This is a genomic window from Arthrobacter sp. D2-10 (assembly GCF_054161285.1).
The window spans coordinates 2,947,522-2,971,704 of the sequence record NZ_CP096431.1 but is presented as its reverse complement, the minus strand read 5'-3'; the positions used below and the strand labels follow the sequence as shown (position 1 = coordinate 2,971,704).

Annotated in this window: 23 protein-coding genes; 9 read left to right on the top strand and 14 right to left on the bottom strand. The window is 65.3% G+C overall.

The features are described from left to right. Nucleotides 1–2 precede the first annotated feature (2 nt). The 12 genes from M1D74_RS13940 to M1D74_RS13885 all read right to left on the bottom strand — a co-directional run bounded on the left by M1D74_RS13940 (nucleotide 3) and on the right by M1D74_RS13885 (nucleotide 12,265). Nucleotides 3–1,211: a CaiB/BaiF CoA transferase family protein gene (locus M1D74_RS13940; protein ID WP_458115657.1), complete on the bottom strand. Its 1,209-nt coding sequence runs from the start codon at nucleotides 1,209–1,211 to the stop codon at nucleotides 3–5. Between the two features lie 118 nt (nucleotides 1,212–1,329). Then, entirely contained in the window at nucleotides 1,330–2,190 is an 861-nt protein-coding gene (locus tag M1D74_RS13935; RefSeq protein ID WP_458115656.1) for a fumarylacetoacetate hydrolase family protein, read from the bottom strand. 39 nt (nucleotides 2,191–2,229) lie between these two features. Then, nucleotides 2,230–3,003, bottom strand: a complete 774-nt coding sequence (locus M1D74_RS13930) for an SDR family oxidoreductase (protein WP_458115655.1) — start codon at nucleotides 3,001–3,003, stop codon at nucleotides 2,230–2,232. After that, nucleotides 3,003–3,893 (bottom strand): dihydrodipicolinate synthase family protein, encoded by an 891-nt coding sequence (locus tag M1D74_RS13925; RefSeq protein WP_458115654.1) that lies wholly within the window; start codon nucleotides 3,891–3,893, stop codon nucleotides 3,003–3,005. The genes M1D74_RS13930 and M1D74_RS13925 overlap by 1 nt, the downstream gene beginning before the upstream one ends. Next, nucleotides 3,890–5,122: an L-2-hydroxyglutarate oxidase gene (gene lhgO / locus M1D74_RS13920; RefSeq protein WP_458115653.1), complete on the bottom strand. Its 1,233-nt coding sequence runs from the start codon at nucleotides 5,120–5,122 to the stop codon at nucleotides 3,890–3,892. Before lhgO ends, M1D74_RS13925 begins: the two co-directional genes overlap by 4 nt. Then, the gene (locus M1D74_RS13915; RefSeq protein ID WP_458115652.1) at nucleotides 5,119–6,348 is read right to left on the bottom strand and encodes an MFS transporter; all 1,230 of its coding nucleotides are present in this window, start codon (nucleotides 6,346–6,348) and stop codon (nucleotides 5,119–5,121) included. The genes lhgO and M1D74_RS13915 overlap by 4 nt, the downstream gene beginning before the upstream one ends. After that, nucleotides 6,348–8,498, bottom strand: a complete 2,151-nt coding sequence (locus tag M1D74_RS13910; protein WP_458115651.1) for a TRAP transporter permease — start codon at nucleotides 8,496–8,498, stop codon at nucleotides 6,348–6,350. Before M1D74_RS13910 ends, M1D74_RS13915 begins: the two co-directional genes overlap by 1 nt. Then, nucleotides 8,495–8,998: a hypothetical protein gene (locus M1D74_RS13905; RefSeq protein WP_458115650.1), complete on the bottom strand. Its 504-nt coding sequence runs from the start codon at nucleotides 8,996–8,998 to the stop codon at nucleotides 8,495–8,497. Before M1D74_RS13905 ends, M1D74_RS13910 begins: the two co-directional genes overlap by 4 nt. Nucleotides 8,999–9,013: 15 nt before the next feature. Beyond that, nucleotides 9,014–10,027 (bottom strand): TAXI family TRAP transporter solute-binding subunit, encoded by a 1,014-nt coding sequence (locus M1D74_RS13900; protein WP_309072808.1) that lies wholly within the window; start codon nucleotides 10,025–10,027, stop codon nucleotides 9,014–9,016. 58 nt (nucleotides 10,028–10,085) lie between these two features. Next, nucleotides 10,086–10,685, bottom strand: coding sequence for a carboxymuconolactone decarboxylase family protein (locus tag M1D74_RS13895; protein ID WP_458115649.1), 600 nt, complete (start codon nucleotides 10,683–10,685; stop codon nucleotides 10,086–10,088). After that, nucleotides 10,678–11,406, bottom strand: coding sequence for an SDR family NAD(P)-dependent oxidoreductase (locus tag M1D74_RS13890; RefSeq protein WP_458115648.1), 729 nt, complete (start codon nucleotides 11,404–11,406; stop codon nucleotides 10,678–10,680). Before M1D74_RS13890 ends, M1D74_RS13895 begins: the two co-directional genes overlap by 8 nt. 196 nt (nucleotides 11,407–11,602) lie before the next feature. Next, nucleotides 11,603–12,265, bottom strand: coding sequence for a GntR family transcriptional regulator (locus tag M1D74_RS13885; protein WP_309124344.1), 663 nt, complete (start codon nucleotides 12,263–12,265; stop codon nucleotides 11,603–11,605). Nucleotides 12,266–12,414: 149 nt separating this feature from the next. Between M1D74_RS13885 and M1D74_RS13880 the strand changes: the two genes are divergently transcribed. After that, complete coding sequence (locus M1D74_RS13880; protein WP_458115647.1) at nucleotides 12,415–12,924, top strand: hypothetical protein; 510 nt, start codon at nucleotides 12,415–12,417, stop codon at nucleotides 12,922–12,924. A 14-nt stretch (nucleotides 12,925–12,938) separates the two neighbouring features. Here the strand turns inward: M1D74_RS13880 and M1D74_RS13875 are convergent, their stop codons facing one another. Together M1D74_RS13875 and M1D74_RS13870 are read right to left on the bottom strand one after the other, a co-directional pair. Next, nucleotides 12,939–13,691 carry a response regulator transcription factor gene (locus tag M1D74_RS13875; RefSeq protein ID WP_309072604.1) on the bottom strand — a complete coding sequence of 251 codons (753 nt, stop codon included), beginning with the start codon at nucleotides 13,689–13,691 and terminating at the stop codon, nucleotides 12,939–12,941. 261 nt (nucleotides 13,692–13,952) lie between these two features. Further along, nucleotides 13,953–15,605, bottom strand: coding sequence for an ATP-binding protein (locus M1D74_RS13870; RefSeq protein WP_458115646.1), 1,653 nt, complete (start codon nucleotides 15,603–15,605; stop codon nucleotides 13,953–13,955). A 163-nt stretch (nucleotides 15,606–15,768) separates the two neighbouring features. On the opposite strand from M1D74_RS13870, the gene M1D74_RS13865 reads away from it, so the two are divergent. From M1D74_RS13865 to M1D74_RS13830, 8 genes are all read left to right on the top strand, one after another. Next, nucleotides 15,769–16,965 carry an ROK family transcriptional regulator gene (locus M1D74_RS13865; RefSeq protein WP_458115645.1) on the top strand — a complete coding sequence of 399 codons (1,197 nt, stop codon included), beginning with the start codon at nucleotides 15,769–15,771 and terminating at the stop codon, nucleotides 16,963–16,965. A gap of 205 nt (nucleotides 16,966–17,170) precedes the next feature. Next, nucleotides 17,171–17,380 carry a hypothetical protein gene (locus M1D74_RS13860; protein WP_309072478.1) on the top strand — a complete coding sequence of 70 codons (210 nt, stop codon included), beginning with the start codon at nucleotides 17,171–17,173 and terminating at the stop codon, nucleotides 17,378–17,380. A gap of 46 nt (nucleotides 17,381–17,426) precedes the next feature. Beyond that, nucleotides 17,427–19,526 (top strand): heavy metal translocating P-type ATPase, encoded by a 2,100-nt coding sequence (locus M1D74_RS13855; RefSeq protein WP_458115644.1) that lies wholly within the window; start codon nucleotides 17,427–17,429, stop codon nucleotides 19,524–19,526. A gap of 17 nt (nucleotides 19,527–19,543) precedes the next feature. After that, entirely contained in the window at nucleotides 19,544–20,035 is a 492-nt protein-coding gene (locus M1D74_RS13850; RefSeq protein ID WP_458115643.1) for a hypothetical protein, read from the top strand. A gap of 58 nt (nucleotides 20,036–20,093) precedes the next feature. Next, nucleotides 20,094–20,711, top strand: coding sequence for a DUF305 domain-containing protein (locus M1D74_RS13845; RefSeq protein ID WP_458115642.1), 618 nt, complete (start codon nucleotides 20,094–20,096; stop codon nucleotides 20,709–20,711). A gap of 221 nt (nucleotides 20,712–20,932) precedes the next feature. Continuing rightward, on the top strand, nucleotides 20,933–22,297 hold the full coding sequence (locus M1D74_RS13840; protein WP_458115641.1) for an extracellular solute-binding protein: 1,365 nt from the start codon (nucleotides 20,933–20,935) through the stop codon (nucleotides 22,295–22,297). 149 nt (nucleotides 22,298–22,446) lie between these two features. Beyond that, the gene (locus M1D74_RS13835) at nucleotides 22,447–23,274 is read left to right on the top strand and encodes a carbohydrate ABC transporter permease (RefSeq protein ID WP_309124619.1); all 828 of its coding nucleotides are present in this window, start codon (nucleotides 22,447–22,449) and stop codon (nucleotides 23,272–23,274) included. Next, nucleotides 23,271–24,182 (top strand): carbohydrate ABC transporter permease, encoded by a 912-nt coding sequence (locus M1D74_RS13830; protein ID WP_309124618.1) that lies wholly within the window; start codon nucleotides 23,271–23,273, stop codon nucleotides 24,180–24,182. The genes M1D74_RS13835 and M1D74_RS13830 overlap by 4 nt, the downstream gene beginning before the upstream one ends. Nucleotide 24,183 lies beyond the last annotated feature (1 nt).

Below are 24,183 nucleotides of genomic sequence, written 5' to 3'. Positions count from 1 at the left end.
TCTTACTTTCCCGTCGGAGTGAAGGTTGAATCAGAGGCCGAAACAGTGGAGGTAGCGGCGGAAAGCGACGCGAACGTCGCATCGTTATGCTCACCGAGCAGCGGCGGCAGGCGCCGGTAGCTGGCGGGCGTTTCGGACAGGTGAATCGGATTGGCGACCTGGTGGCTAGTGCGCGGGCCGTCGTCGTCGGCCATTTCGACGGCGGGATCAAGTCCCAGCTGCTCGGCCAGTTCCAGCGCCTCCACAATGGAGTTCACCTTCCCGGCCGGGACGCCCTCCTTGGACAGGACGGCGGACCACTCAGCCGCGGGCCGCTTGGCAAGCTGCTCCTCGAGCAGCGCCTTTAACTCGTCGCGGTGGGCGACCCGCTGGGTGTTGGTCTCGAAGCGCGGATCGGAAGACATCTCAGGCACCCCAAGGATCCGCACCAGCGACGCGAACTGCCGGTCCGTCCCGACGGCAACGGCGAGCGGCCCGTCGGCGGTGGCAAGTGTCTCGTACGGCGCGATCGACGGATGCGCGTTTCCCATCCGCTGCGGCGCCTCGCCGGTGGCTAGCGTGCTCGACGCCTGATTCACCAGCCCCGCCAGCAGCGACGACAGCAGGTTCACGTCAATCCGCTGCCCCACCCCGGACGCATCCCGGTGCCGAAGAGCAGCCAAAATCCCGACGACGGCGTTCTGCCCGGTCAGCACGTCCACCAGGGCGACGCCCACCTTACTCGGCTCGGAATCAAGCGACCCGGTCACGCTCATCAATCCGCCGACGGCCTGCACCAGCAGGTCATACCCCGGAAGGTGGGCCCCCGCCGTCGCACCGAATCCGGTGATGGAGCAGTAGATGAGCTCCGGCTTTGAATCGTGGAGGCTCTTATAATCCAGCCCGAACTTCTTCATCACGCCCGGCCGGAAATTCTCGATGACGACGTCGGAACTCAGCGCCAGCTCCCGCGCCCGCGCGAGCCCCTCGTCAGTCCGCAGGTCACACACTACCGAGCGCTTGTTCCGGTTCACGCTCGAGAAGTACGTGCCGACGCCGTGCTCATCGACCGGCGGCGTCCAGGACCGGGTGTCATCCCCGGCCGGGCTCTCCACCTTGATGACGTCCGCCCCGAAATCGGCAAGCATCATCGACGCATACGGCCCCGCGAGCACACGGGAAAAGTCGGCGACCCGGATTCCCTCGAGCGGTCCTGCTCCTGATGTGCCCATCGTCATCTCCTTACTTTTGGTGCATCGAGTGGGCGCTGGCTGCGAGATTCCGGGCGGGAACCCGTTCTCAGCGCCCACTCGATGGTGGTGCTGGGTGGTGCGTGGTGCTCGTTGAAACTCAGGTCCCCGCAACCACTGGGTTGGTCAGGATGCCCACTCGGGCCACCCGGGCCTCCGCGACATCGCCGGGCTTGATGTGGATCGCGCCCGGTGTGCCGGTGGAGATGATGTCGCCGGGGTACAGCGGCATCACCTTGGAGTGGAAACTGATCAGGTACTCCGGGCTGTACCGCATGTGCGCCACCGTATTGGTCCGCAGCACCTCGCCGTTCACCACTGTGGACACCTCCATATCCACGAGCATCCCGTCACCCACGGCCTCGGCCAGCGGCACAATCCGCGGCCCGAACGAGAAGAACCCGGGGAAGTTCTTGGACCGCGTCAGGAATCGGGGATTCCGCTGCAGGATGTCCTCCGCCGTCTGATCCAGCACGGGCACGACGCCGGCCACATAGTCCAGCGCCTCCTCCACCTCCACGTTGCGGCAGTACCGCCCGATGACGACGGCGACTTCCCCCTCCGCGGTGGTCCGCTCGCTCTGCGACGGGACGGGAATGTCCTCCCCGGGCCCGATGATGGTGTGGTCGCCCTTGATGAACGACGCCGGTTCCTCCGGCACACCCTCGGACAGGTCCGATGCGTGCTCCACATAGTTCAGCCCAATGCCCCACAGCATCCGCGGGTGCCGGTACGGGGCGCCGTAGGTGACCTCGGAGGGGTCCCGGAAGGTGCCGCCGTCGGCCGCGTTTGCTGCCGCCTCCAGCTGGTCAATTAGCTCCTCAACCAGGACGTCCCGGATGTCACCGTGAAAGCCGGGTATCAGGTCCTGGACCAGCGCGACTCCGCGTTGCGGGTGTACAACAGCAGCCAGCTCGTCCGCGCCCATTCGGATCGAGCAAAGGTGCAAGGTGTGATTCATGGTGTCTCCCAGACTGGTGTTCAGGTAGTAGGAACGGGGCTAATAGGAACGGACCAGGCCGCCGTCGCAGCGGATCTGCTCACCGGTGACGTACGCTGCCGGCTCGCTCGCAAGGAAAGCGACGACGGCGCCGAACTCCTCCGGCTTGCCGTACCGGCCTGCGGGGATGGTCGCCTCGGAGGAGGCACGGGCTTCCTCCGTGGTCTTGCCGGTGCGCTTGGCTGCTGCCGCGTCCAGCGACGCCACCCGGTCCGTATCGATCCGGCCGGGCAGCACCATGTTCACGGTGATCCCGTCGGCAGCCACCTCGTTGGCGAGCGTCTTCAGGTACCCCGCGAGCCCGGCACGGCCGATATTCGACAGCGCCAGGTTCGGCAGCGGACTCTGCACCCCGGAGGACCCGACGGCGACAATCCGCCCCCAACCGCGCTCGCGCATCCCGGGCAGCACCAGGTTGGTAAGCCGGATGTGCTGCAGCAGCAACTGGTGCACGGCGGCCAGCGCCTGCTCGTCGGAAACATCAGCCGCACCACCCGGGGGCGGGCCGCCGCTGTTGAGGATCAGCACGTCGATCGGGCCGAACGCCTTCTCCGCCTCCTGCACCAGCTTCTCCGGCGCGCCCTCCTCGGTAAGGTCCATACCGAGCCCGACGGCGGACGGCAGCTTGGCAGCCTCAGCCTGCACCACGTCCTCGCGGCGGGCGGCGAGCACCACGTTGGCGCCCTCGTCGGCCAGCGCCTGGGCGATGGCCAGTCCGATCCCGGAGCTCGATCCCGGCACCAGTACGTTCTTTCCCTTGAGACCCATGTCCATCAGGCAAGCTCCTTTACAGCGTCGAGGTGTGCGTCGATCATGTCGGCCAGTTCCGGCGGCAGCGTGGGCGACGGCGGGCGGACCAGAGCTTCGGAAATAATTCCGCGCCTCAGAAGGATCTCCTTGCGCAGCGCGAGGCCGATCGCCGGCTGGCCCTCGAAGTTCGCCAGCGGCAACCACGGCGCGAAGGCGTCGCGGGCGGCGCGGAAGCCGCCGTCGTCGTTCGCGGTGATGGCAAGCTGCAGCGCCTCCGGGTGGGAGAAGCCGGTCATGGCGCCCGCGGCGCCGGCGGCGAGTTCGTCGATCAGGCCGACGCCGCCGAGCCCACCGAACACCGGCACGTCCGTCTTCGCCGTGAGCTGGGCGATCGCCACAGCGGTGGGCGGCGCCTCCGACTTCACGGCCGCGATGAACGGGCAACGCTCGACGACGGCGAGGATCTGCGCGGTGCTGATCTTCACTCCCGAGGCCACGGGGTAGTCCTGCAGCACGATGTCCGCGCCGGTCGCCTCGTGGATCGCGGTCAAATGCGCCACCAGAAGGTCGGGCTGAGGGGTGTTCACCTGAACCATCAGCGCGGCAAGGTTGGAGCCGGCTGCCTCGCCCGCGGTGCGGGCCTGCTCGATCGCCACCTGGGTACTCCGCGCCGACAGCCCCACCACCAGGGGCGTCTCCCCGGCGGCCTCCGCGACGGTCGAAACGGTCAGGATCTGCTCACCGGTGTCCAGCGAAACGCCCTCGCCGAACACCCCGAGCACCACCATGCCCGTGGCCGGGATGTTCGTGTACAGCTCGACCTCGCGTTTCAGCGACTCGGTGTCGACGGCGAATGATGGACCGGCGAAGGGCGTCGCCAGTACGCCCCACAGTCCTTTCTTCAAATGCGTCATGCGGCTTCCTCACTGTCAGGGTTCTGTTCAAGTACGAGCGAAACGATGTGTTCGGCAATCGCGAGCGACGAGGTCGCGGCCGGCGACGGTGCATTCCGCACCGCCAACACCGCACCGTGGCGGGTGATGCGGAAGTCATCCACCAGCGAGCCGTCGCGGTCCAGCGCCTGGGCGCGGATCCCGCTCGGCCCGGGAACGACGTCGTCAATGGTCAGCTCCGGCACGTACTTGCGGGCCTCGTTCACGAAGCGGCGCTTGCTCAGCGAGCCCACCATTTCGACGGCGCCGGTACGCCAGTGCTGCTTCGCGAAAGCCCGGAATCCGGCGTACCCGACGGCGTCGCCCAGGTCCCGCGGCGACACAGTGCCCCAGCCGTACGCCTCGCGGGCCAGCGCCAGCACAGCGTTCGGGCCGACCATCACCTCGCCGTCGGTCCGGGGGGTCAGATGCACGCCGAGGAACGGGTAGCGCGGGTCCGGCACCGGGTACACCAGGCCCTTCACGAGCGACCGCTTCTCCGGCTTCAGCAGGTAATACTCCCCACGGAACGGCACGATCTTCGGGTCCTCCTGGTCACCGGCCAACGCAGCCACCCGGTCCGCATGCAGCCCGGCGCAAATGATCACCGAGTCAAAGATCTCCCAGGTGTCAGCGCCGTTGTGCGTCCCGGTCACCAGCGTCTCGTTCCCGCGTTGCGTGATCCCCGTGACCTCGTATCCGGTGTGTACGGTGCCGCCGGCGGCCACGATGTCCTCCGCGAACGCACGGGTCACCGCACCGTAGTCCACGATCGCGGTGTGCGGGGAGTGCAGCCCGCCGATACCTTCCACGTGCGGTTCCAGTTCCCGAAGCTCAGCCCTGTCGATGATCCGCACACCCGGGACTCCATTGGCCCGGGCGCGGGTCATGATGTCTCCCAGCCGCGATTCCTCCACCGCGTTCCGGGCGACCAAAACCTTGCCGCACTCGTCGTAGATGAGCCCGCGTTCGCCGCAGTACTCCTTCAGCAGCTCCACACCCCGCCGGCACAGCTTCGCCTTCAGCGATCCCGGCGTGTAATACAGTCCCGCATGCACGACGCCGGAGTTCCGGCCCGTCTGATGCGCGGCAAGCTCATTTTCCTTCTCGAGGACGGTGACCTTGGCATCCGGCTGCTGCTGAAGCAACCGGCGCGCGACGGCGGTACCCACAATGCCGCCGCCAATCACCGCATAGCGTGTGGCTGTCATGAAGTCTCCTTTACAGGTAGTACGAACCGTGAACGAAGGGTAGGAACCGGATTTCCCCGCGACCTGCGGATCAGCCGGCGCCCGATGCGGAAGGTCAGGGCTGCCGCCAGCGCTACGACGCCGGCCACCACCCAGCCGGTCGAGTACGAAGTGGCGCTGACCAGCAGCCCGAAGAGCAGCGGTCCGCCGGCCGCCCCGAGCGAGAGCCCGGTCTGCACCACGCCCGTCGCCGAGGCGGCCGCCAGCCGGTTATCCCGCACGACGGCGAAGTGCAGCAGCCCCGGCCAGGTCCACCCCGCGCTGTAGGCGAGGAGTGTGCCGATCACCATCAGCGCGGTCGAGCCGACACTGAGCATGTAATAGCCGACGACGCCGGCCACCAGCAGGTTGGCGATCAGTACGTAGGGGCTGCGGGTCGGCATCCGGTCCATCAGCGCGCCGAGGAGAATGCGGATAGCAAGGCCGACTACCGCCGCACCGGCGAAGAGGAATCCCGCGGTGCTGGGTGCGATTCCTGACTGCACCATCGAGTCGACCAGGAATACGCCAAGGGAGGTGGCGGCAGCAGCGGCCAAGCCGGCACCGATGGTGAGAACAATGAGCCCGGCACGCGGGGTGCCGCGGTCTTCCGGGTGGTCTGCCGCCGTCGTCGTTGTTAAGGGTGCCTGCCCGCGGAAGAGGGCCCAGACCGCGAGGGAGAGCGCAAGGAGAGCGCCGAGGAAGAACGCGTATCGCCAACCGAACACCAGCGCGATCCCGGGAACCGCGAGCCCGCCCAACAGCGACGCCGCGGGGATGGAGGACTGCTTCACGCCGAAGGCAAGGCCCAACCGGTTGCTGCCGATGCTGCGGGAAATACCGAGGTTCGCCGAGGGTTGCGCCATGGCGTTGGCAAGGCCGCCGATGAACAGCGCCGCCACCAGAACGGGAAATGATGGTGCTACTCCGGCCCCTGCCAACGCCACGGTCGCCAGACAAGCAGAGAAAACCATACCCCGGCCGGCACCGACACGCTGAACCACGCCGCCCAGCGGGCGCGCCAGGGTTCCGGACACGGCGAACAGCGTTGCCGTTGCGATGCCCATCTGCGCCGGCCCCAGATCGAGGTCGTCGCGGATCTGTACCGCCAGCGCGCCCAGGAGGAACGCGGGCAGTACCCCGGTGGTGGTGACCGAGACGGCCTGCAACAGCGTGGTCACAGGCCGCCCGGAGGACGGTATGGTCATCAGCTTCTTGAGATTGCCGGAGCGGGTTCTTCGTGTGCGTGCCGCTTCCTGCGGATGAGGTGCAGTACCAGCCCGACGACGATCAGCGCCGCGCCCACCGCCAGGTACAGCGGCTCCATGACCAGCATCGGCAGCGAGCCGAGGCCGATCAGGACACGCTCAACCACGTTGGCCGGGCCGAGGATCCAGCCGCCTGTAGCGACGGCGAGTGCTGCGACGGCGACGGTCGAAACGGCCAGCGCCATCAGGATGGTGCCGATCCCGCCCTGCATCAGCAGGCCGATGCCCGGACCTGTGAGCACGAAGATGAACGGCACGAGGAACGCCGAGAGCGTGTAGCGCCAGGTCAGCCACATCGTCTTGATGGGCTTGCCGCCCGTGATCGCCGACGCCGCGAACGGGGAGAGCGCGGTCGGAGGCGACACTTCGCTGAGCACCGAGTAGTAGAAGATGAACATCGCGGCGGCGAACGCGGGAACACCGACGTCCTGCAGCGCCGGACCGATGATCACCCAGGAAATGATGAAGCTCGCCGTCACCGGCACCGCGAGTCCCAGCAGGATCACCGAGATAGCGGAGAACAGCGCCGTGAGGAACAGTGAGCCGCCGGCGAAGTCGACGATGATGTTCGCCAGCTTCAGGCCGAGTCCCGTCAGGGTCATGATGCCGACGATCAGGCCCGCGGCGGCCATGACAGGGATGACTGACAGGGCGCCGGTGGCACCGACGGCCAGCGCGTCCCAGATGCGCTTCGGCGTCATCCACGACTGCTTGTCCAGGAAGCTGAGCACGAACGCCAGGATTGTTGCGTAGACAACGGCGCGGAACGGGGTCATGCCGAGCGCCATGAAGACGACGATCGCCACCAGGGAGCTGAAGTGGTATCCGAAGCGGAGCAGCAGCTTGCCGGCAGGCTGGGTATCGAACTCGACCGGCTTGGTCTTGAACTTCCGGGCGTCCATCTCGATGGCGAGAATAATGCCGAGGTAGTAGAGCAGGGTCGGGATGGTGGCCCAGATCAGGACCTGGAGGTAGGAGACGTTCAGCAGGGCGGCGATGATGAACGCCGCGGCGCCGAGCGTCGGGGGAGACATGATCGCACCGATACCGGCAGCCGCGAGGACACCGCCACCGTGTTCCTTAGGGTAGCCGGCCTTCTTCAGCAGCGGCCACGAAATACCACCGAGGGTCACCGTGGTGGCGACACCCGAGCCGGACACCGTACCGAGCAGGAAGCCCGCCAGTGTCACGGTTCGTCCGGGGCCGGACTTTGACTGGCCGAACGCGGAGAAGGAAAGGTCGATGAAGAATTTGGTGGCACCCGACGCCGTCAGCACGGCGCCGTAGATCGTGAACAGGATGATGTACGTCGCCGCCACATCCGTCGGCACACCGAAGATGCCCTGCGTTCCCATCACGTTGTGGCCCACCAGACGGACCCACCCGAACGACGACGTCTGGAACGGATCCGGAATGAACGGACCGAAGTAGGCGTAGGCGAAGAAACCCAGCACCACGATCGGCACCAGTATCCCGACGGTGCGGCGGCACGCCTCGAGCACCACGAGGATGGCGATGGTGCCCATGATCAGGTCGAGGTAGGTGGGGATGATCGCGCGGCGGAAGAAGCCGTCCCAGTCGGTGATGATGTAGGCGAAGGGGACGACGGCGATGATCGCCAGCGCCCAGTCGAGAATGTGCGGGTTGTCCGCTCGTCCGGCTTCCTTGTCCTTGTCGGACCGACCCCAGCCTCGGTAGACCAGGAACGTCATCGACAGGCCGATCATCAGGAACGCCGGCAGGTAGAACTGGGTGGCCATGGGATTGAACACCCAGTAGAGGCCGAAGACGGAGAGGGCCACGCCGATCACCTTGATGATCATGGCGGGTTTGCCGCTGAGGTGGCGGGCCGGCTTCTCGGCCTCGAACTCCGCGATCAACGCCTCTTCATCAATGGCGTCTACGCTGCCATCCTTGTCCAGATGGGGTGAGGGCTGAAACTCCTCGGTCTCCTTGCCGTCCTTGCCACCTTTGCCGTGGGACGTTTCAGCCCGGTGGGAGCCTTTACCGTGCTGCGCCTCGGAGTGTGGATCCGTGGGCGGTGACGTGTGCGTTGTCGCGGCGCCTTTGCCGTCGTGTCGCTCGGTCATTGGGTCTCCTTGATATCTAGCACAACGAAGGGTTCGCCGTTCTCCACGAGTTGCCACAGTTCAAGCGGCTGCTCTCCGGGAACATGCAGGGTGCGCTGCCCGAGGTCGGTGGCAGCGATTGAAAGGGTGTCAAAGACCGCCGGACGGTCGGGGTTCGGCGGAACAACGTAGTTGCGCCGGTCGTCGGGGCCGGCCGGTGCGGGGGCGTCCGGGACGCCGTAGTACTCCTCGAGGACTGCGAGCTGATCGGCGGCGATCTCGACCAGGCGGTAAGACCCGTCCGGCTGCACCTCGTAGCGTTCCTCGGCGAGCGTCTGGTAGATCGAGTTTCGGTAGCTCACCGCGAAGGTGTCTCCGTCCAAGGGCACGCGGGCCAGCTCGCCGTCGTCGTTCATCACTGTCAGGGCGCGCTCCGGTGACCCGGCGCTCCCCGCGGCGATCCCCGCCAGTGTGCCGAGGCACACCAGCGAAACAACGACGACGGCGGCTGACCTACGCATGCCGGTTTTCCGGTCTTAGCCGGCCTGGTCGAAGTAAGCCTGCGCGCCGGGACAGGTCTCGACGAACGGAACCTCACCGGCGGTGGCGGGGTCCATCTCCTCCGCGGCGGGGTGCACCTGGATGAGCTGGTCCTTGTTCTCGAACAGGGCGGTGGTGATGTCCTGCTGGAGCTGCTCGTCCATGCTCGTCGCGGCCACGAGGATGTTCGGCGAGGCGATCACCGAGATGGGCTCGGTCTGGCCCTCGTACGTGTCGGCCGGGATTTCCTCCTCCACGTAGTATTCGCCGTATTCCTCGGCCATCGGCGCTGCATATTCGCCGATGGGGATGAGGACCATGTCGCCGTCGGCCGCGAGGTCGATCAGGGCACCGGTGGGCAGGCCGCCCGACCAGAAACCGGCGTCGATCGTGCCGTCACGCAGCGCTGCCACTGTTTCGGCGACACCGAGCTGGCGGCGGTCGATGTCCGCTTCGGGATCGAGACCGGCGGCTTCGAGTGTGCGCAGGGCGGCCACCTCGGTAGCCGAACCCGGGGCGCCCACCGAGACGACCTTGCCCTTCATCTCCTCAACGGTGGTGATGCCTGTTCCCTCAACCGAGATGGGCTGCAGGTAGTTGTTGTAGATGTTGCCGAGCGAGCAGATGTCGAGCGCGCCGCTCTCGAAGTCGTTCACGCCTTCGACGGCGTCTGCAACCACGTCGCCCACCGAGAAGGCGAGCTGCGCGGCGCCGCTCTGGATGAGCAGCATGTTGTCGACGGACGCGTTGGTCTCCTGAACCGTGGCGTCGTAGTTCTCGACGTTCTCACGGATGACGGTCGCGAAGCCGCCGCCCAGCGGGTAGTAGACGCCGCCGGTGCCGCCCGTGGCGATGGACAGGGTGCCGCCTTCGCCGGAGTCGGCGCCGCCTCCGCCTCCGCCGCCGCCGTCAGTAACGGGACTTCCGCAGGCGCTCAGGAACAGTGCCGGTGCAAGGATGGCGGCGGCAACGATGCGCGGTCCGCGAACCTTGTTCGTGGTGCTGGTCATGGGTTTCTCCCTTGATATGTGATGGGTTGTGGTGCGGTGAAGAGGTTTGTGCTGGTTGTCATTGCTGGTCACTGCTGTGCCCCCGATCTGGAGCGGTTTCGGCCGGGGCCCGGACGTCAGCCACGGCCAGCAGTCCCGCGAGGGTACGGTAGTACCCCACGAGGACCGTCAGCTCTGTCAGCCCGCTTGGGCCGAAGTGTTCATGAGCCTTTGAGCGGATGTGCTCGCTCACGCCGGCTTCCGCGATCAGTTCCCGTGCCAGCTCGAGCGCGGCGGCTTCGCCTTCGGACGCGCTGGTAGGTATGGTGCCAGCCTGCAGCTGGACCAGCTCCTCCTCGGAGACGCCGACGACGACGGCCGCCCTGCTGTGCGCGTACCACTCGTACTCCGAGTTCAACGCGGCGGCGACGGCGCAGATGACGAGTTCGCGGGTGCGGTCGGGCAGCGCTCCGTGGAACCGCAGCGCTGCGCCAAGTTCCTGCACCGCGTTGCCGATGCCGGGGGCAAAAAGGAGAGCGTTGAAGGGGCCGGCGAGGGAGCCGTCGTCGTGCACGATGATGAACGGGCCGTTGGCGCGTGGGCCAGCGGTGATCTTTTCGTACAGCGACTGCTGCTCGAGGGAAAGGCCGCCGGGCACCAGGAGCGGGTACTCAAACAAGGGTCCGGCCTCCGTCCACGTAGAGGACGTGTCCGGTGATGAAGGACGCCCGGTCGGAGGCGAGGAAGAGGACGGAGCCGGTGAGGTCGTTGACGCGGCCCAGCCTTCCGGCCGGAACGAGGGACGTGTAGTGCTCACGCACTCCGGGCTTGTCCAGGTGCGCCTTTGTCAGGTCGGTTTCGGTGTACCCGGGGGCGATCGCGTTGACGGTGACGCCGTGGGGTGCCCACTCGCGGGCCATCACGCGCATCATCTGGTTGATGCCGCCCTTGCTTGCGGCGTACGGGCCGTGGTCGGGGTGCGCGAGGAGGCCCGAGACCGAGGAGCAGTAGACCTGGCGGCCCCAACCCGCGTGGACCATGTGCTTGCCGGCGGCTTTGCCGAGGCGGAAGGCGCTTGAGAGGTTGACGTCCAGGGTGCGTTGCCAGTCGTCGTCGTCAGTGTCCAGGACCGGAACCCGGTGATTGACGCCGACCGCGTGGAGAAGGATGTCGATGCCGCCGAGCGCGTCGACCGTCTGCCGGACGGCGTCTTCGCAGCCTGCGGCCGTCGAGAAGTCCGCCGAGATGGCGTTCTCATGTTCCGCCAGCCGCGACTCGTCGATGTCAGCCACGACCACGCGGGCGCCCACCGAGGCGAATGCCTCGGCGCAGGCTTCACCGATGCCGCCGGCCCCGGCGACCAGCACACGCCGGTCAGCTAGTCCTAGCCAGTTCTCCACGAAATGTGATCCCTTTGCTTCGTCATCGAATGAGGCGTTATTGGAGATTGTATACAAATTCGAGCCACGGTGTAAGCCGTGTCACATTAAAAGTTACCAGAGGTAACTTCGTTTGTGGGGAGTGTTATTAGAGTGTGACATGTTACTGACGCCAGGAAAAGACCCTCTTCGAAGCTCGAATCTCCCGCTCGCCCCGCTACTTCGCGTCGAGGAACCTGCGCAGCGCGTCGACGGCATGGTTGCGGTGTTCGTCCATGTGTTTGACGAGCCGCTCGGCATCCCGATCCGCGAACGCGTCGATGATCAGGTTGTGCTCTTCCTCGACCCGGTGGCGGTTGGTGGGCACACCGTAGTACACGAACCGGTAGGTGTCGGTAGCGTCCCAGAGAACCTGGATGAGCCGGTCCAGCCTGGGCATCCCGGATGCAGAGAGCAGTGCGAAGTGGAACCGGCGGTTGGCTTCGGTCATCGGCAGGATATCGGCGGCGGCACTGGCTGCCTCAACCTCACGCGCGGCATCCTTCATGGCCTGCAGCACCGAAGGGTCCGCCCGCTTGATCGCAGCGTGGGCGGCCTCGGTCTCAAGGAGCTGGCGGATGCGGTAGGTCTCCAGCAGATCGGCGAGCGACAGCCGGGCAACCTTGAAACCCCGGTGCGGCTGGTACACGATCTGCCCCTCGCCCTCGAGGATCTTGAACGCCTCACGCAGCGGCACGCGGCTGACGCCCAACCGCTCAGCAAGTGCATCCTGCCGCAGCGGTTCTCCTGGCTGGACTTCGCCGGCGATGATCATGCGGCGCAGTTCGGCCAATGCGAAAGCCTGTGCGGTGGGCGGCCGCTTGGGCGATGTGCCGGCCATGTACGAGTCCTTCCGTTGCCGCTCGCCGAACTCCCTGACGACTCTAGTTCAACACAGCACCCGATCCGGATGACCTGGAGTCCCATTCTTGAGGAAAGCTTCGCTCAAAAGCGATTGGTGGCTTGAGGTCCGTGGTCCAGAGTGGACTGATGCTCCTCCGGATCGGACCGTTCGCCGGTCCGGAGGTTAAATTCTTCGACGGGGTTGGAGCGAGTGAGGTGACCTGGCTGAAGAGCAAGCTGAACTGGTCGATCTCCGCAGCAGCGGCGCCGCTCCGTGGACCGGCCGTCCGGGTGCCCGAAAATCTCCCCGTGCACCGTCCCGAAGTCATTGCGCAGTTGGCCAGCGAGTTGTCCGCAGTGAGCGATGCACTGCGATATCGCGACAACTTCGCCCGGCTTCTGCCGCAGCGGATCGCAACCCTTACCACTGAGGTGGAATCCAGGAACCACGAAGCAGCCGTAGCCACACTGCTCAGCCTCAACGTCGGATCAACCATGGTCGGCGCACCCCGCCTGCAGTATGTCGTGGCCCAGTGCCTCGCCGACGTGAGGGGCGGCCGCAGCACCGCCTGCCTGCCGACGCTCAACCGCGAGTCGGAGCGGTTTCTGAGCTACCTGGCCGAGTCCAGCGAGACGGGCCATCCCACCCGGCGTTAGCCGGGCAGCTGACTCTAGTCGACCGGCATCATCCGGTAGCCGACGCCGCGCACGGTCTTGATGAAGCGTGGCTCCCGGGTATCCTCGCCGAGCTTTTTCCGCAGGTTCCGGATGTGCACTTCCACCAGGTGGTGGTCATCGGTCCAGCCTTCACCCCACACGCGCTCGAGCAGGGTTTCACGGGTCCATACCCGACGCGATCCGGTGATCAGCGTGGCCAGCAGGTCGAATTCGATTTTCGTCAGCGGCAGTTCTTCATCGTTGAGCCGGGCTACCCGCCCCTCGACATCCACTGACAGGGCGCCATGCACGACGACGTCACCGTCGGCTTCCGCTGCCTTGGTCGTTGCGGCCCCCTCACCCGGGGCCGACTCACCGTCGACGAACGACCGCGGACGCCGGAACATGGCCGCCACCCGCGCCCTGACTTCTCGGGGGCTGAAGGGCTTGACGATGAAATCGTCCGCGCCGATCTCCAGGCCCAGCACGCGTTCAATCTCCTCGACGCGCGCCGTGATCATGACGATGTAGGCGTCTGTCTCCGGACGCAACTGACGGCAGACCTCCATGCCGTCGAGGTCCGGCAGGTTCAGATCGAGGGTGACAAGGTCCGGCCGATGCTCGCGCACCAGAGCAAGCGCGTCACGCCCGCTGGCCGTCTCAATGATGTTGAAGCCGACCATGGACAGGGTCAGGACCAGGAGTTCGCGGATATCTGAATCGTCTTCAACCACAACTGCCGTGCGCTCGAAAGATTCAGTACCCATAGTTAGTACCTTGCCAGACGACGGCGCCTACGGGGAGCCGGGGCATACAAATGTCTTGCCTAAATCTTGATGGCCAGCCGCACGGTTCCTTGAGTTTGGTGGGCCACACTGAAGAGGTAGGTCTTGTTCGTCCGGGGACAAGCCACTGAGAGGTGGAATCTTCTGCCGTCCGGACGGTGGCCGGAGGAATGTTCAGCAGCGTAGCGTTCCTTCGGTCACCGTCGCAGTCTCCCGATCCGCGAACCGCGTGGGTGCGCCCGTTCATGCGCGCGGCAATTCGACGGTGACCTTGGTTCCCACACCGAGCTCGGACTCGATGGAGAGCTTCCCGCCGTGCCGTTCGACGGCCTGTGCGGCGATGGAAAGCCCCAGGCCCGTGCCCGGTATCTCCGCCGAGACGGAGTTGGACGCCCGATAGAAGCGGTCCAGCAGGCGGGGGAGTTCGTCAGCGGGGATACCCATCCCAGAGTCTTCGATACATGCGCGCACCATGCTGTCGTCGGACAGAAAGCGCACGGTCACTACTCCGTCGTCGGGTGAGAATTTCACCGCGTTGGACAGCACGTTCACGAAAACCCGCTCCAGCAATTCCCACATTCCGCTGACAACGTGCGGCGTCTCCGTTGGAACAAGCTCGAAGGATACGCGCTTCGTGGCACTGAGCGGCAACAAATCCGCGACCACCGAATCGATGAGGTGCACCACGTCGATGGGGGATGTCGCGAGTGTGCTGCCGGCGTCGAGTACTGACAGCGCCAGGACGTTTTCCACCAGAGTGCTCAGGCGCTGGCCGTTGCGTTCAATGATCCGCAGCATCTTCCGGGCCTGCGCGGGCAGTTCACCGCCGTCGCCGTCCTCGAGCAGTTCGATATACCCGAGGATCGAGGACAGGGGAGTGCGGAGTTCGTGATGGACCGTCGCCACAAAGCCGTCCTTGGCGGCGTCGAGCTCGCGGAGCCGGTCCACCACCTGTTGCTGACCGATGATCAGCTGGCCCTGGACCATGCCGTGGGCAAGATTGCCCAGCAGGTGTTGCAGGAGGGCGATTTCTGCGCTGGACCATTTGCGGCGTCCCCGGTCGGCGGCGATCCAGAGCACCCCGAAGACGGAGGAGCCTTCCCCGATGGGCAGCAGCAGGCCGCTCCGCGAGAACCCTTCCATGCGGGCGTGGATCCGGTGAAGTTCGGCCGGCACCTCATCGAGCTGCCCTGCTGCCACGGCGAGCGAGCCCGACGTCCGCCACAGCTCGGTGCCGAGAACCCGCAGTTCCTCCTGAAGTTCGGCGAGGTTGGTTGGCTCAGTGCTCTCGCCACCTCGTTGCCAGCGCGCTGAGCCGCTCGAGATGCGCGCATCCTCGAAAAGGTGCAGGGTCACCTCTTCCGCCCCGAGGGCTTCTCCCACCCCACTCAGCACTGTCTCGACCATCTCTGACGGCTCATTGGTCTGGCGGATCTCATCCGAAATGCGCCGCACCCGGTCACGCAGGAGCGAAGATTCAAGCCGGCGCTCCTCGCGGAGCCGGTTGCGGTGGATGGCAGTGTTGACCCGGTGCAGCAGCTCATCCGGGTCGACCGGAAGCAGCAGGTAGTCGCTGGAACGCATGGCCAGCTCGGGATGGGATGTCACCTGTTCGGCTGACTTCGCCGTCAGCACCACCGGGATGGTCCGCGGCAGCAGATGGTCCGCTTCCTTTGCGATGGTCGCCAGGTACTCCAGCGCAATTTCCGCGCCGACGACGGCGACATCAGCCGTTCGCTCGCGGGCCGCCTCTATTGCCGCGTTGACCGTGCTGTGTGCGGCAACCCGAAAACCGGCCGAGCGCAGACCACATGCGATCTCGCTGAGCAGGTCGACATCCGAGTCCACCACGAGGGCAGCGCCCGCAGCAGTATCGAGCTCACCAGTTGCGCTCAAGACTCGTCCCCTTGTTTCGAATACCAGACCGTTTGTGTTTCTAGCAGGTTCTGCCGAGTCTAGCCACGTGCCGGGTCCTGTGCCGAGAAGTGGCGGTAGGATCAGGCATCAGTCGCCCTGATGGAAAGGCTTGCACGTGCGCCGTGGCACCAATCTCCCCCGCATGGGGGATTTCAACCAGAGTGTCATTCTCGATGCCATTCGTCGTTCCGCCGAGGGCTTGAGCAGGGTCGAACTGGTTGACCTGATCGGCCTTTCGCCTCAGGCGGTCTCGAACATCACCCGGCGGCTGCTGGCCGAGGACCTCATCGTGGAGGCCGGAAAATCCGGTACCGGACCCGGCAAGCCGCGGACTATTCTGCGCATCAACCCGTCAGGCCGGTATGCCGTTGGAGTGCATCTCGACCCGGCGCTGATGACCGTGGTGCTGATGGACCTGATGGGCGTGGTGGTGCGGCGACGGGTGCGTGAAACGCCGCTGAACACGCAGCCGGGCGAGATCATCGGCGCCATCGCCGGCGAGGTTCATGCACTGCTGGCCGAGTCGGAGGTGGACCCGGCGCGTATCGAGGGGATCGGAGTGGCACCTCCTGGGCCGATCGATCAGCCGGCGGGCACCGTCGTCGACCCTCCGCTTCTGCTCGGCTGGCACCGTGTTCCGCTGCGTGACGCGCTCGCAGAGGCAACCGACATGCCCGTCTTCGTCGAGAAGGATGTGACTGCGGCGGCCGTCGCGGAGATCTGGGGAGGCGGGCACAAAAGCACCCAGAGTTTTGTCTTCATCTACATCGGCACCGGTATCGGCAGCGGCATCGTGGTCGACGGCGAGGTGCTGCGCGGAACCTCAGGGAATGCCGGAGAGATCGGCCATATCGTCACGGACCCCAACGGGCCCGAGTGCGCATGCGGCATGCGGGGCTGCATCGCCGTGACGTGTGATCCGCAGTCGCTGGTGCGGGAAGCAGAGCAGCTCGGAGTGCTCAGCGAGGAACGGCACCGCAACGGTGATGTTGCCGACGGGCTCCGACAGTTGTGCGCCGCTGCCGATGCGGGAAACACGCTGGCGTGCGACATCATCACGCGGGCTGCGGTCCGCACCGCACGGGCCGTCTCCGTGCTCGCCAACCTGCTCGATGTTGACCGTGTGGTGTTCGGCGGCCCGTTCTGGGCGCCGTTGGCGAGCCGCTACCTCGAGGTTGTGCCGTCGTCGTTGTTGGACTTCCGCGCGGCACGAAGCATCCATCCGGTGGAAGTGGTGTCCACCGGTATCGGCGACGATGTTGCCGCAGTCGGCGCGGCATGTCTCCTGCTGGAGCGGACGCTTGGGCCCCGGGCTGACCGGTTGATGCTCGCCCGCTGACCTGGTTTCTTCCCTGTCGGAGACTTCCGACCTTGACAGATACCCCTGGGGGGTATAGTTTGGTGGTACCGAAGCGGGAAGTCCCGGCCCATTGGGCGGCTTACTCCTTGAAGGTCTCTTTCGATACGGCTGCAGCCGGCGCGGACGACCATCTGGTGCAGCAGTCATCGATCCTCGAATAGTTCCTTCTTGTTTGGAGATCATCATGCGCGGCACCACCTCTTCCAACCTCACCCTTACCGACACGTCTGCTGCCGGGTGCGCCTGTTGCTGTGCACCGGAGGACGCTGCCGCATCCGATCCAGCGATCGACCTTGTCTCGGGCGTGACCTCGACGGTCACACCCTTCACCCAGCCGGTTCATGCTGTTCATTCACCAGCTGAGCCGGCCGGCAACCACTTCAGCAACGACTGACCTTGAGGGCCGGGGACGCGTTCCCCGTGACCGAGGGAGAATCATCATGAAACACTCCACTTTCAGCCCGGCCGATCCGGCCACGGCACAGCACGACCTTGCGCACCATTCCAGGGATGCCGCGCCGGACGGCCACGAAGTACATGCCCACGGCCAGCACGCCGGGCATTCCACGGCGATGTTCCGCGACAGGTTCCGGATCAGCCTGATTCTCACTATTCCTGTTGTCCTGTTCAGCCCAATGTTCGCGATGATCGTGGGCTATGAAGTGCCGGACTTTCCAGGCTCGACGTGGATTTCTCCGGCCCTCGGCACCGTCATCTTTCTTTACGGCGGAGCTCCGTTCCTCAGGGGCGGCATTGCAGAATTGAAGTCCCGGGAGCCCGGCATGATGCTTCTGATCGCCATGGCTATCAGCGTCGCGTTCACCGCTTCGTGGGTCACCACCCTCGGCATCGGGAACTTTGATCTCGATTTCTGGTGGGAACTCGCCCTGTTGATAGTCATCATGCTGCTGGGGCACTGGATGGAGATGCGCGCACTCGGCTCGGCTGCGGGCGCCCTCGACGCGCTTGCGGCGCTGTTGCCGGATGAGGCGGACCGCCTCACGCCGGACGGAGTAGAGACCGTCCCGGTGGGCGCCCTCGTCCCCGGCGACGTTGTCCTTGTCCGGTCAGGTGCGCGGGTGCCCGCCGACGGCAGGATCGTCGACGGTGAGGCGGAGTTCGATGAGTCGATGATCACCGGTGAGTCCCGCACCGTTTCCCGCACTGCCGGTGAACCGGTGGTTGCAGGCACGGTGGCGACGGACAACGCGGTGCGGGTGTCGGTCACAGCGGTGGGCTCGGACACCACGCTGGCGGGCATTCAGCGTCTCGTCGCGGAGGCGCAGGCGTCCTCGTCCAGGGCGCAGGCCCTTGCCGATCGGGCAGCGGCACTGCTGTTCTACTTCGCCCTCGTGGCGGGTGTACTGACGTTCGCGGCGTGGCTGCTGCTGGGAAGTCCGAATGATGCTGTGATCCGGACCGTAACGGTGTTGGTGATTGCCTGCCCCCATGCCTTGGGGCTGGCGATCCCGCTGGTGATCGCCATCTCGACGGAACGGGCCGCCAAGGGCGGGGTCCTCATCAAGGACCGGATGGCGCTCGAGCGGATGCGGACCGTCGATGTGGTGCTCTTCGACAAGACCGGCACCCTTACCGAAGGACGTCCTGCCGTCACTGCTGTTGCTGCTGCCGGTGACTTCGGCGAGGCAGAAGTCCTCGCAATCGCTGCAGCCGCTGAATCTGACAGCGAGCACCCGGTCGCGCGGGCAATCGTCCAGGCGGCAACCCAACGCCCGGAAGCTGCGGCTTTCGGTTACCGGGGGACAGGTTTCTCCTCGATGACCGGGCGTGGTGTGCGCGCAATCGTTGAGGGTTCCGAGGTGGCTGTTGGCGGTCCGAACCTGCTCAGGGACCTCGGGGTGGCCTCGCCGGCCGAGATCAGCTCTGCGGTGCAGGAGTGGATTGCCCGCGGCGCGTCTGTGCTGCACGTGCTTCGGGACGGTCGGGTTATCGGTGCGCTGCGACTTGAAGACCGCGTCCGCGACGAGTCCCTTGCTGCCGTCACAGCGCTGCAGGATCGCGGCGTCAAGGTCGCCATGATCACCGGTGATGCGCATCAGGTGGCGGACGCTGTCGGAACCGAGCTGGGCATCGACGAGGTTTTCGCCGACGTGCTGCCGCAGGACAAGGACTCGAAGGTTGCCGAACTGCAATCGCGCGGGTTGAAGGTGGCAATGGTGGGTGACGGCGTGAATGACGCCCCTGCGCTCGCCCGCGCGGAAGTGGGCATTGCGATCGGTGCCGGCACCGACGTCGCGATGGAGTCTGCCGGTGTTGTGCTTGCGGGGAATGATCCGCGGTCGGTGCTGGCAATGATTGACCTGTCGAGGGCCAGCTACCGGAAGATGATCCAGAACCTGGTCTGGGCCACCGGATACAACGTTCTCGCGGTGCCGCTCGCGGCAGGCGTGCTGGCGTTCGCGGGAATCGTTCTCTCGCCCGCGGCGGGTGCCGTGCTGATGAGTGTCTCGACGGTGGTGGTCGCCCTCAACGCCCAGTTGCTGCGCCGGATCGACCTCAGCCCGGAACGGATTCAATGACGGTGTACGGGCCTGCGGTGACGCGCCCGCGTAGCGGAACGGCCAGACGTGTGCTGGCCGTTCCGCGTGCCGTCCTGGGATTCATCGGCCTGACGGCCGTGCTCATTGGGCTGCTGGCGATGCACGTCTGGGCCGGTGGGCATGGCCCGACGGCGGTGCACGGTCTGCACGCACCACCCGTCTACGTGTCAGCACCGGAGCAACCGCCCAAGGCGCTGGAGCAACCGCCCATGGCGCTGGAGCAACCGCCAACGGCGGCGGAGGTGCCCAGCGATCATGCCGGTCATGACGGTACCGGCCCGACGCACAGCAAGACTCCCCACGACAGCACCGCCGAGATGGGCCTGTGCGTTCTCGCGTTCATGGTCGTCGCCCTGCTGTTGTTCCTGCTTCCCGCCGGGAGCGTAATACCTGGGAGCTTCCTGCTTCGGGGGCTGCCGCTGGTCCCTCTCGTGCCTCAGCTGAACCCTGTTCCTTCGCTGATCCGGCTTTGTATCAGCCGAACCTGAGTCTGCATGGCAGCCACAGCGGCACACCAGCAGATCACAGTTTTCCGAACCAGAAGGAATGACAACCATGCAGCGTTACCTTTCCCTGCCCGCCGTTGCCCTTGCCGCCGTCGTCGTCTTGTCGGGGTGCGGCAGCACGGGCTCACGTCCGTCCGCGGACTCACAGTCCGCGTCCTCCGCCCGTGAGGTGTCCGCAAGCCACAATGAAGCGGACGTCATGTTCGCTCAGATGATGATTCCCCATCACCAGCAGGCGGTCGAGATGAGCGACATGCTGCTCGCCAAGAAGGGCATCAGCCCCGAGGTCAGTGATCTGGCCACCAGTATCAGGGAGGCGCAGGCTCCCGAGATGGACACCATGGCCGGGTGGCTCAAGGAGTGGGACGAGCCCGCTGACTTGGATGACGGCATGGAGGGCCATCACATGGGCGCCATCGACGGCACCGGCGGGATGCTGAGCGAAGAGGAAATGGCAGACCTTGAGGCCGCCCAGGGCGATGAAGCAGCACGGACGTTCCTCAAGTACATGACCGCCCACCATATTGGCGCCGTCGACATGGCGCGCGAGGAGATCAAAAAGGGCGAGAACGCGGAAGCTGTAGCGCTCGCCGAGGCGATTGCGGAGACACAGAAGGCGGAGGTCCAGGAAATGAAGGACCTGCTCGCAGGGCTCTGACGGAGTTCCGAAAGGCCGCGCATTCGGTGAGGATCTGCTTTGGTCGGTGCTGAGCGATAGGGTGATCGCAGACCCACGGTGGGCTGGCAGGACACGCCCGAATGGGCAGCCACTAAGGGTGTGTCCTGCCAACTCAGGAGGGGCCATTGTGGGTTAAATCCACTCGATGTACTATTTCGATAACGGCAGTCTCCCGATGCCTCAGTTTCAAAGGAGAAACCATGCGCGGCGCCACTCGAACCCTCCCGGCAGCGGCGGTCGCCGCCCTCCTCGTCCTCAGCGGTTGTGCCGGTGGCGGCGGGGGCGAGGATGAAGCAACGGACAACACCCTTCGCATCATCTATCAGAAGGCGGGGGATGCTTCGCCGCTGGATGACCTGATGCAGGCCGCAAAGGAGCAGTTCGAAACGGCCAATGAGGGCGTCACCGTTGAACTTGAGCCGGTCGAGGGCACCGATGAGGACTACAACACCCGCCTCGCCTTGTCGCAGCGCTCGCCGGACACCGCGCCGGACGTCTTCTACGAGGACACCTTCCGCCTCCGCTCCGACGTGGACGCAGGTTACCTGCTCAATCTCGACGAGCACCTGGCCGGTTGGGATGAGTGGGATTCCTTCAACGAGGCAGCCAAGGAAGCTGGAAAGGCCGACGACGGCAGCACCTACGCGGTGCCCCTCGGCACCGACACCCGGGTCATCTGGTACAACAAGCAGGTTCTTCAGGATGCCGGCATCGAAGTTCCCTGGCAGCCCGAAACGTGGGACGACCTGCTGGAGATGGCGCGCACCGTCAAGGAAGCGCAGCCCGAGTCCAGGCCGTTCAGCATGTACGCGGGAACCGGTACCGGTGAGGGCACCGTGATGCAGAGCTTCTACGAACTCCTCTACGGAACCGAAAGCGGGGGCCTTTACGACGAGGAGTCCGCCAAATGGATCGCAGGGTCGCAAGGCTTCGTGGATTCACTGGCCTTCCTGAAGACCCTCTACGACGAGGAACTGGCGGTCACTCCCGCCGAGGCGCTCGATGCGAATGTCTGGCAGGTAGTGCTGGGAACCATGCTGCCGGAGAACCAGATGGCGGCCACAGTGGAAGGTTCCTACGCGCCGTCGTTCTGGCAGGAAGGCGGAATGCTTGAGTGGCCGGAATATGCTGAAGTTATGGGCGTTGCGCCGTTCCCTACACAGGAGGGGCAGGATCCCGGCGCCGTGAGCATGTCGGGCGGCTGGACGCTGGCGGTCGGTGCGGGTACCGACGACCCTGAGCTCGCCTTCGAGTTCCTCACCACCGCCATGAACCAGGAAAACCTGCAGAAGTACACGATCGACAATTCGCAGATCGCCGTGCGCACCGACATCGCGGAGGCGCCCGAATACCTTGAGGCGAACCCATTCGTCGAGGAGGTTTCCGCGGTGCTCGACGTCACGAACTACCGTCCGGCGACGTCGAACTACGCCGAAATTTCCACAGCGATCCAGGAAGCAACCGAAGCCGTCATCACCGGCGGCGCAACCCCCGAAGAAGCGGCAGCAACCTACGACGAGACGCTGAAGTCGATCGTCGGCGAAGAGAACGTCGTCGAGGAGTAGCCATCTCGTCCACGGTCACTTCCCGCGGCTCGTCCTCCGGCGCTGCGCGCCGCAATAGCCGCGGTGATTACAGGCAGGAGCGGGAGCGCAACGGACGGGCCTCCCGCTCCATCTCCTCGGCGCTGAAGCTCCTGCCGCTCGCTCCGGCAATGATCCTCATCGGCATCTTCCTTGCGGGTCCAATCGTGTGGTCCTTCTATGGGTCCTTCACCAATGCGGCGCTGACCGGTGTGAACGCGAAGAACCCGGAGTGGATCGGCCTCGAGAACTACACCACACTGTTCGCCGACCCGCTGTTTCCGCGGTCGGTGCTGCTGACCGTTGTCTTCGTCCTCGTCTCCGCCGTGATCGGGCAGAACTTCCTCGGTCTTGGTCTGGCGCTCCTGATGCGGCGTGCCCACCGTGCTGTTGCCGCCGTCGTTGGCGTGTGCGTGGTGGCGGCCTGGGTGCTGCCGGAGATCGTGGCGGCGTTCGTTGCGTACGCCTTTTTCTTCCGTGACGGAACGCTGAACCAGCTCACTGGCCTCGCCGGCGTGCCTGGCGTGGACTGGCTGTTCGAGCACCCCATGCTCGCCATCATCCTTGCCAATATCTGGCGGGGCACCGCGTTCTCGATGATGGTGTACCAGGCTGCGCTGAACGACGTCCCACGGGAGGTCACCGAGGCAGCGGAGATCGACGGCGCTGGTGGCGCGAAGACGCTGGTCTATGTAACGGTGCCCATGATCCGCCGCAGCATCGCGACCAACCTGATGCTCATCACCCTGCAGACGCTCGCCGTGTTCACGCTCATCTACGTGATGACTGCGGGCGGTCCAACCAACCGCAGTACCACCCTGCCGATCATGGCGTACGAGGAAGCCTTCAGCTACAGCGACATCGGCTACGGTACGGCCATCGCCGTCGTCATGCTCATCATCGGCGCCGCTTTCTCGCTGGCGTACATCCGCCTGTTGCGCGAGAGGAACGCCTCATGACTGCGCCCGTTTCCAGTACGACGACGGCGGGACCAGTGGTCGCGCCTGAGCGCACTGCTCGTGGGAACCGTGGATCACACCGTGGTTCTCGACGGGGCGCCCCGAGTTGGGGTGCGAGCCTGGTGCTGGCGGTTATCGGGCTGTGTTTCGTGGTGCCGCTGAGTTGGCTGGTGCTGGCGTCCTTCGACGAGGAAGCGACCTACGAGACCGCCCTGCCGTCGTCGTTCTCGCTTGCGAACTTCACGGCGATTCTCACGCCTGAGCAGACGTATCTGCCCCTGCTCAACAGCCTCATTCTCTCCGGCGGCTCAGCCGCGGTGACGGTGGTTGCCGCGGTGCTGGCAGCCTACCCGCTGTCCCGGTTCAACACGCGGTTCAACCGACCGTTCCTCTACACCGTGTTGTTTGGGACGTGTCTGCCGATCACGGCGATCATGGTTCCGGTCTACAGCCTGTTCGTGCAGTTAAACCTGTTGGATTCGCTGGCGGCGACCACCTTCTTTATGGCTGCGACCTCACTCCCAATGGCCATCTGGATGACCAAGAACTTCATGGACTCGGTGCCCGTCTCGCTTGAGGAGGCGGCTTGGGTGGACGGCGCGTCCGCCATGAAAGCGCTGTGGCACATTGTGGTGCCGCTGATGCGGCCGGGTCTCGGCGTCGTCTTCATCTTTGTGTTCATTCAGGCGTGGGGGAACTTCTTCGTGCCGTTCATCCTGCTGTTCTCGCTGGAAAACCAGCCGGCAGCAGTGAGTATTTTCCGCTTCTTCGGGCAGTTCGGGACAGTCGCGTATGGGCAGCTAGCCGCGTTCTCCATCCTCTATGCACTGCCCGTGATAGTTCTGTACGTCCTCGTCTCGCGTGTGTTCGGTGGCTCGTTTGCCATGTCGGGCGCCCTGAAAGGTTAGA

Excerpts from the sequence above, each read along its gene's own strand:
- M1D74_RS13940 (WP_458115657.1), bottom strand. The coding sequence starts at position 1,211 with ATGGGCACATCAGGAGCAGGACCGCTCGAGGGAATCCGGGTCGCCGAC.
- M1D74_RS13935 (WP_458115656.1), bottom strand. The coding sequence starts at position 2,190 with ATGAATCACACCTTGCACCTTTGCTCGATCCGAATGGGCGCGGACGAG.
- M1D74_RS13930 (WP_458115655.1), bottom strand. The coding sequence starts at position 3,003 with ATGGACATGGGTCTCAAGGGAAAGAACGTACTGGTGCCGGGATCGAGC.
- M1D74_RS13925 (WP_458115654.1), bottom strand. The coding sequence starts at position 3,893 with ATGACGCATTTGAAGAAAGGACTGTGGGGCGTACTGGCGACGCCCTTC.
- lhgO (WP_458115653.1), bottom strand. The coding sequence starts at position 5,122 with ATGACAGCCACACGCTATGCGGTGATTGGCGGCGGCATTGTGGGTACC.
- M1D74_RS13915 (WP_458115652.1), bottom strand. The coding sequence starts at position 6,348 with ATGACCATACCGTCCTCCGGGCGGCCTGTGACCACGCTGTTGCAGGCC.
- M1D74_RS13910 (WP_458115651.1), bottom strand. The coding sequence starts at position 8,498 with ATGACCGAGCGACACGACGGCAAAGGCGCCGCGACAACGCACACGTCA.
- M1D74_RS13905 (WP_458115650.1), bottom strand. The coding sequence starts at position 8,998 with ATGCGTAGGTCAGCCGCCGTCGTCGTTGTTTCGCTGGTGTGCCTCGGC.
- M1D74_RS13900 (WP_309072808.1), bottom strand. The coding sequence starts at position 10,027 with ATGACCAGCACCACGAACAAGGTTCGCGGACCGCGCATCGTTGCCGCC.
- M1D74_RS13885 (WP_309124344.1), bottom strand. The coding sequence starts at position 12,265 with ATGGCCGGCACATCGCCCAAGCGGCCGCCCACCGCACAGGCTTTCGCA.
- M1D74_RS13880 (WP_458115647.1), top strand. The coding sequence starts at position 12,415 with ATGCTCCTCCGGATCGGACCGTTCGCCGGTCCGGAGGTTAAATTCTTC.
- M1D74_RS13875 (WP_309072604.1), bottom strand. The coding sequence starts at position 13,691 with ATGGGTACTGAATCTTTCGAGCGCACGGCAGTTGTGGTTGAAGACGAT.
- M1D74_RS13865 (WP_458115645.1), top strand. The coding sequence starts at position 15,769 with ATGGGGGATTTCAACCAGAGTGTCATTCTCGATGCCATTCGTCGTTCC.
- M1D74_RS13860 (WP_309072478.1), top strand. The coding sequence starts at position 17,171 with ATGCGCGGCACCACCTCTTCCAACCTCACCCTTACCGACACGTCTGCT.
- M1D74_RS13855 (WP_458115644.1), top strand. The coding sequence starts at position 17,427 with ATGAAACACTCCACTTTCAGCCCGGCCGATCCGGCCACGGCACAGCAC.
- M1D74_RS13845 (WP_458115642.1), top strand. The coding sequence starts at position 20,094 with ATGACAACCATGCAGCGTTACCTTTCCCTGCCCGCCGTTGCCCTTGCC.
- M1D74_RS13840 (WP_458115641.1), top strand. The coding sequence starts at position 20,933 with ATGCGCGGCGCCACTCGAACCCTCCCGGCAGCGGCGGTCGCCGCCCTC.
- M1D74_RS13835 (WP_309124619.1), top strand. The coding sequence starts at position 22,447 with ATGATCCTCATCGGCATCTTCCTTGCGGGTCCAATCGTGTGGTCCTTC.
- M1D74_RS13830 (WP_309124618.1), top strand. The coding sequence starts at position 23,271 with ATGACTGCGCCCGTTTCCAGTACGACGACGGCGGGACCAGTGGTCGCG.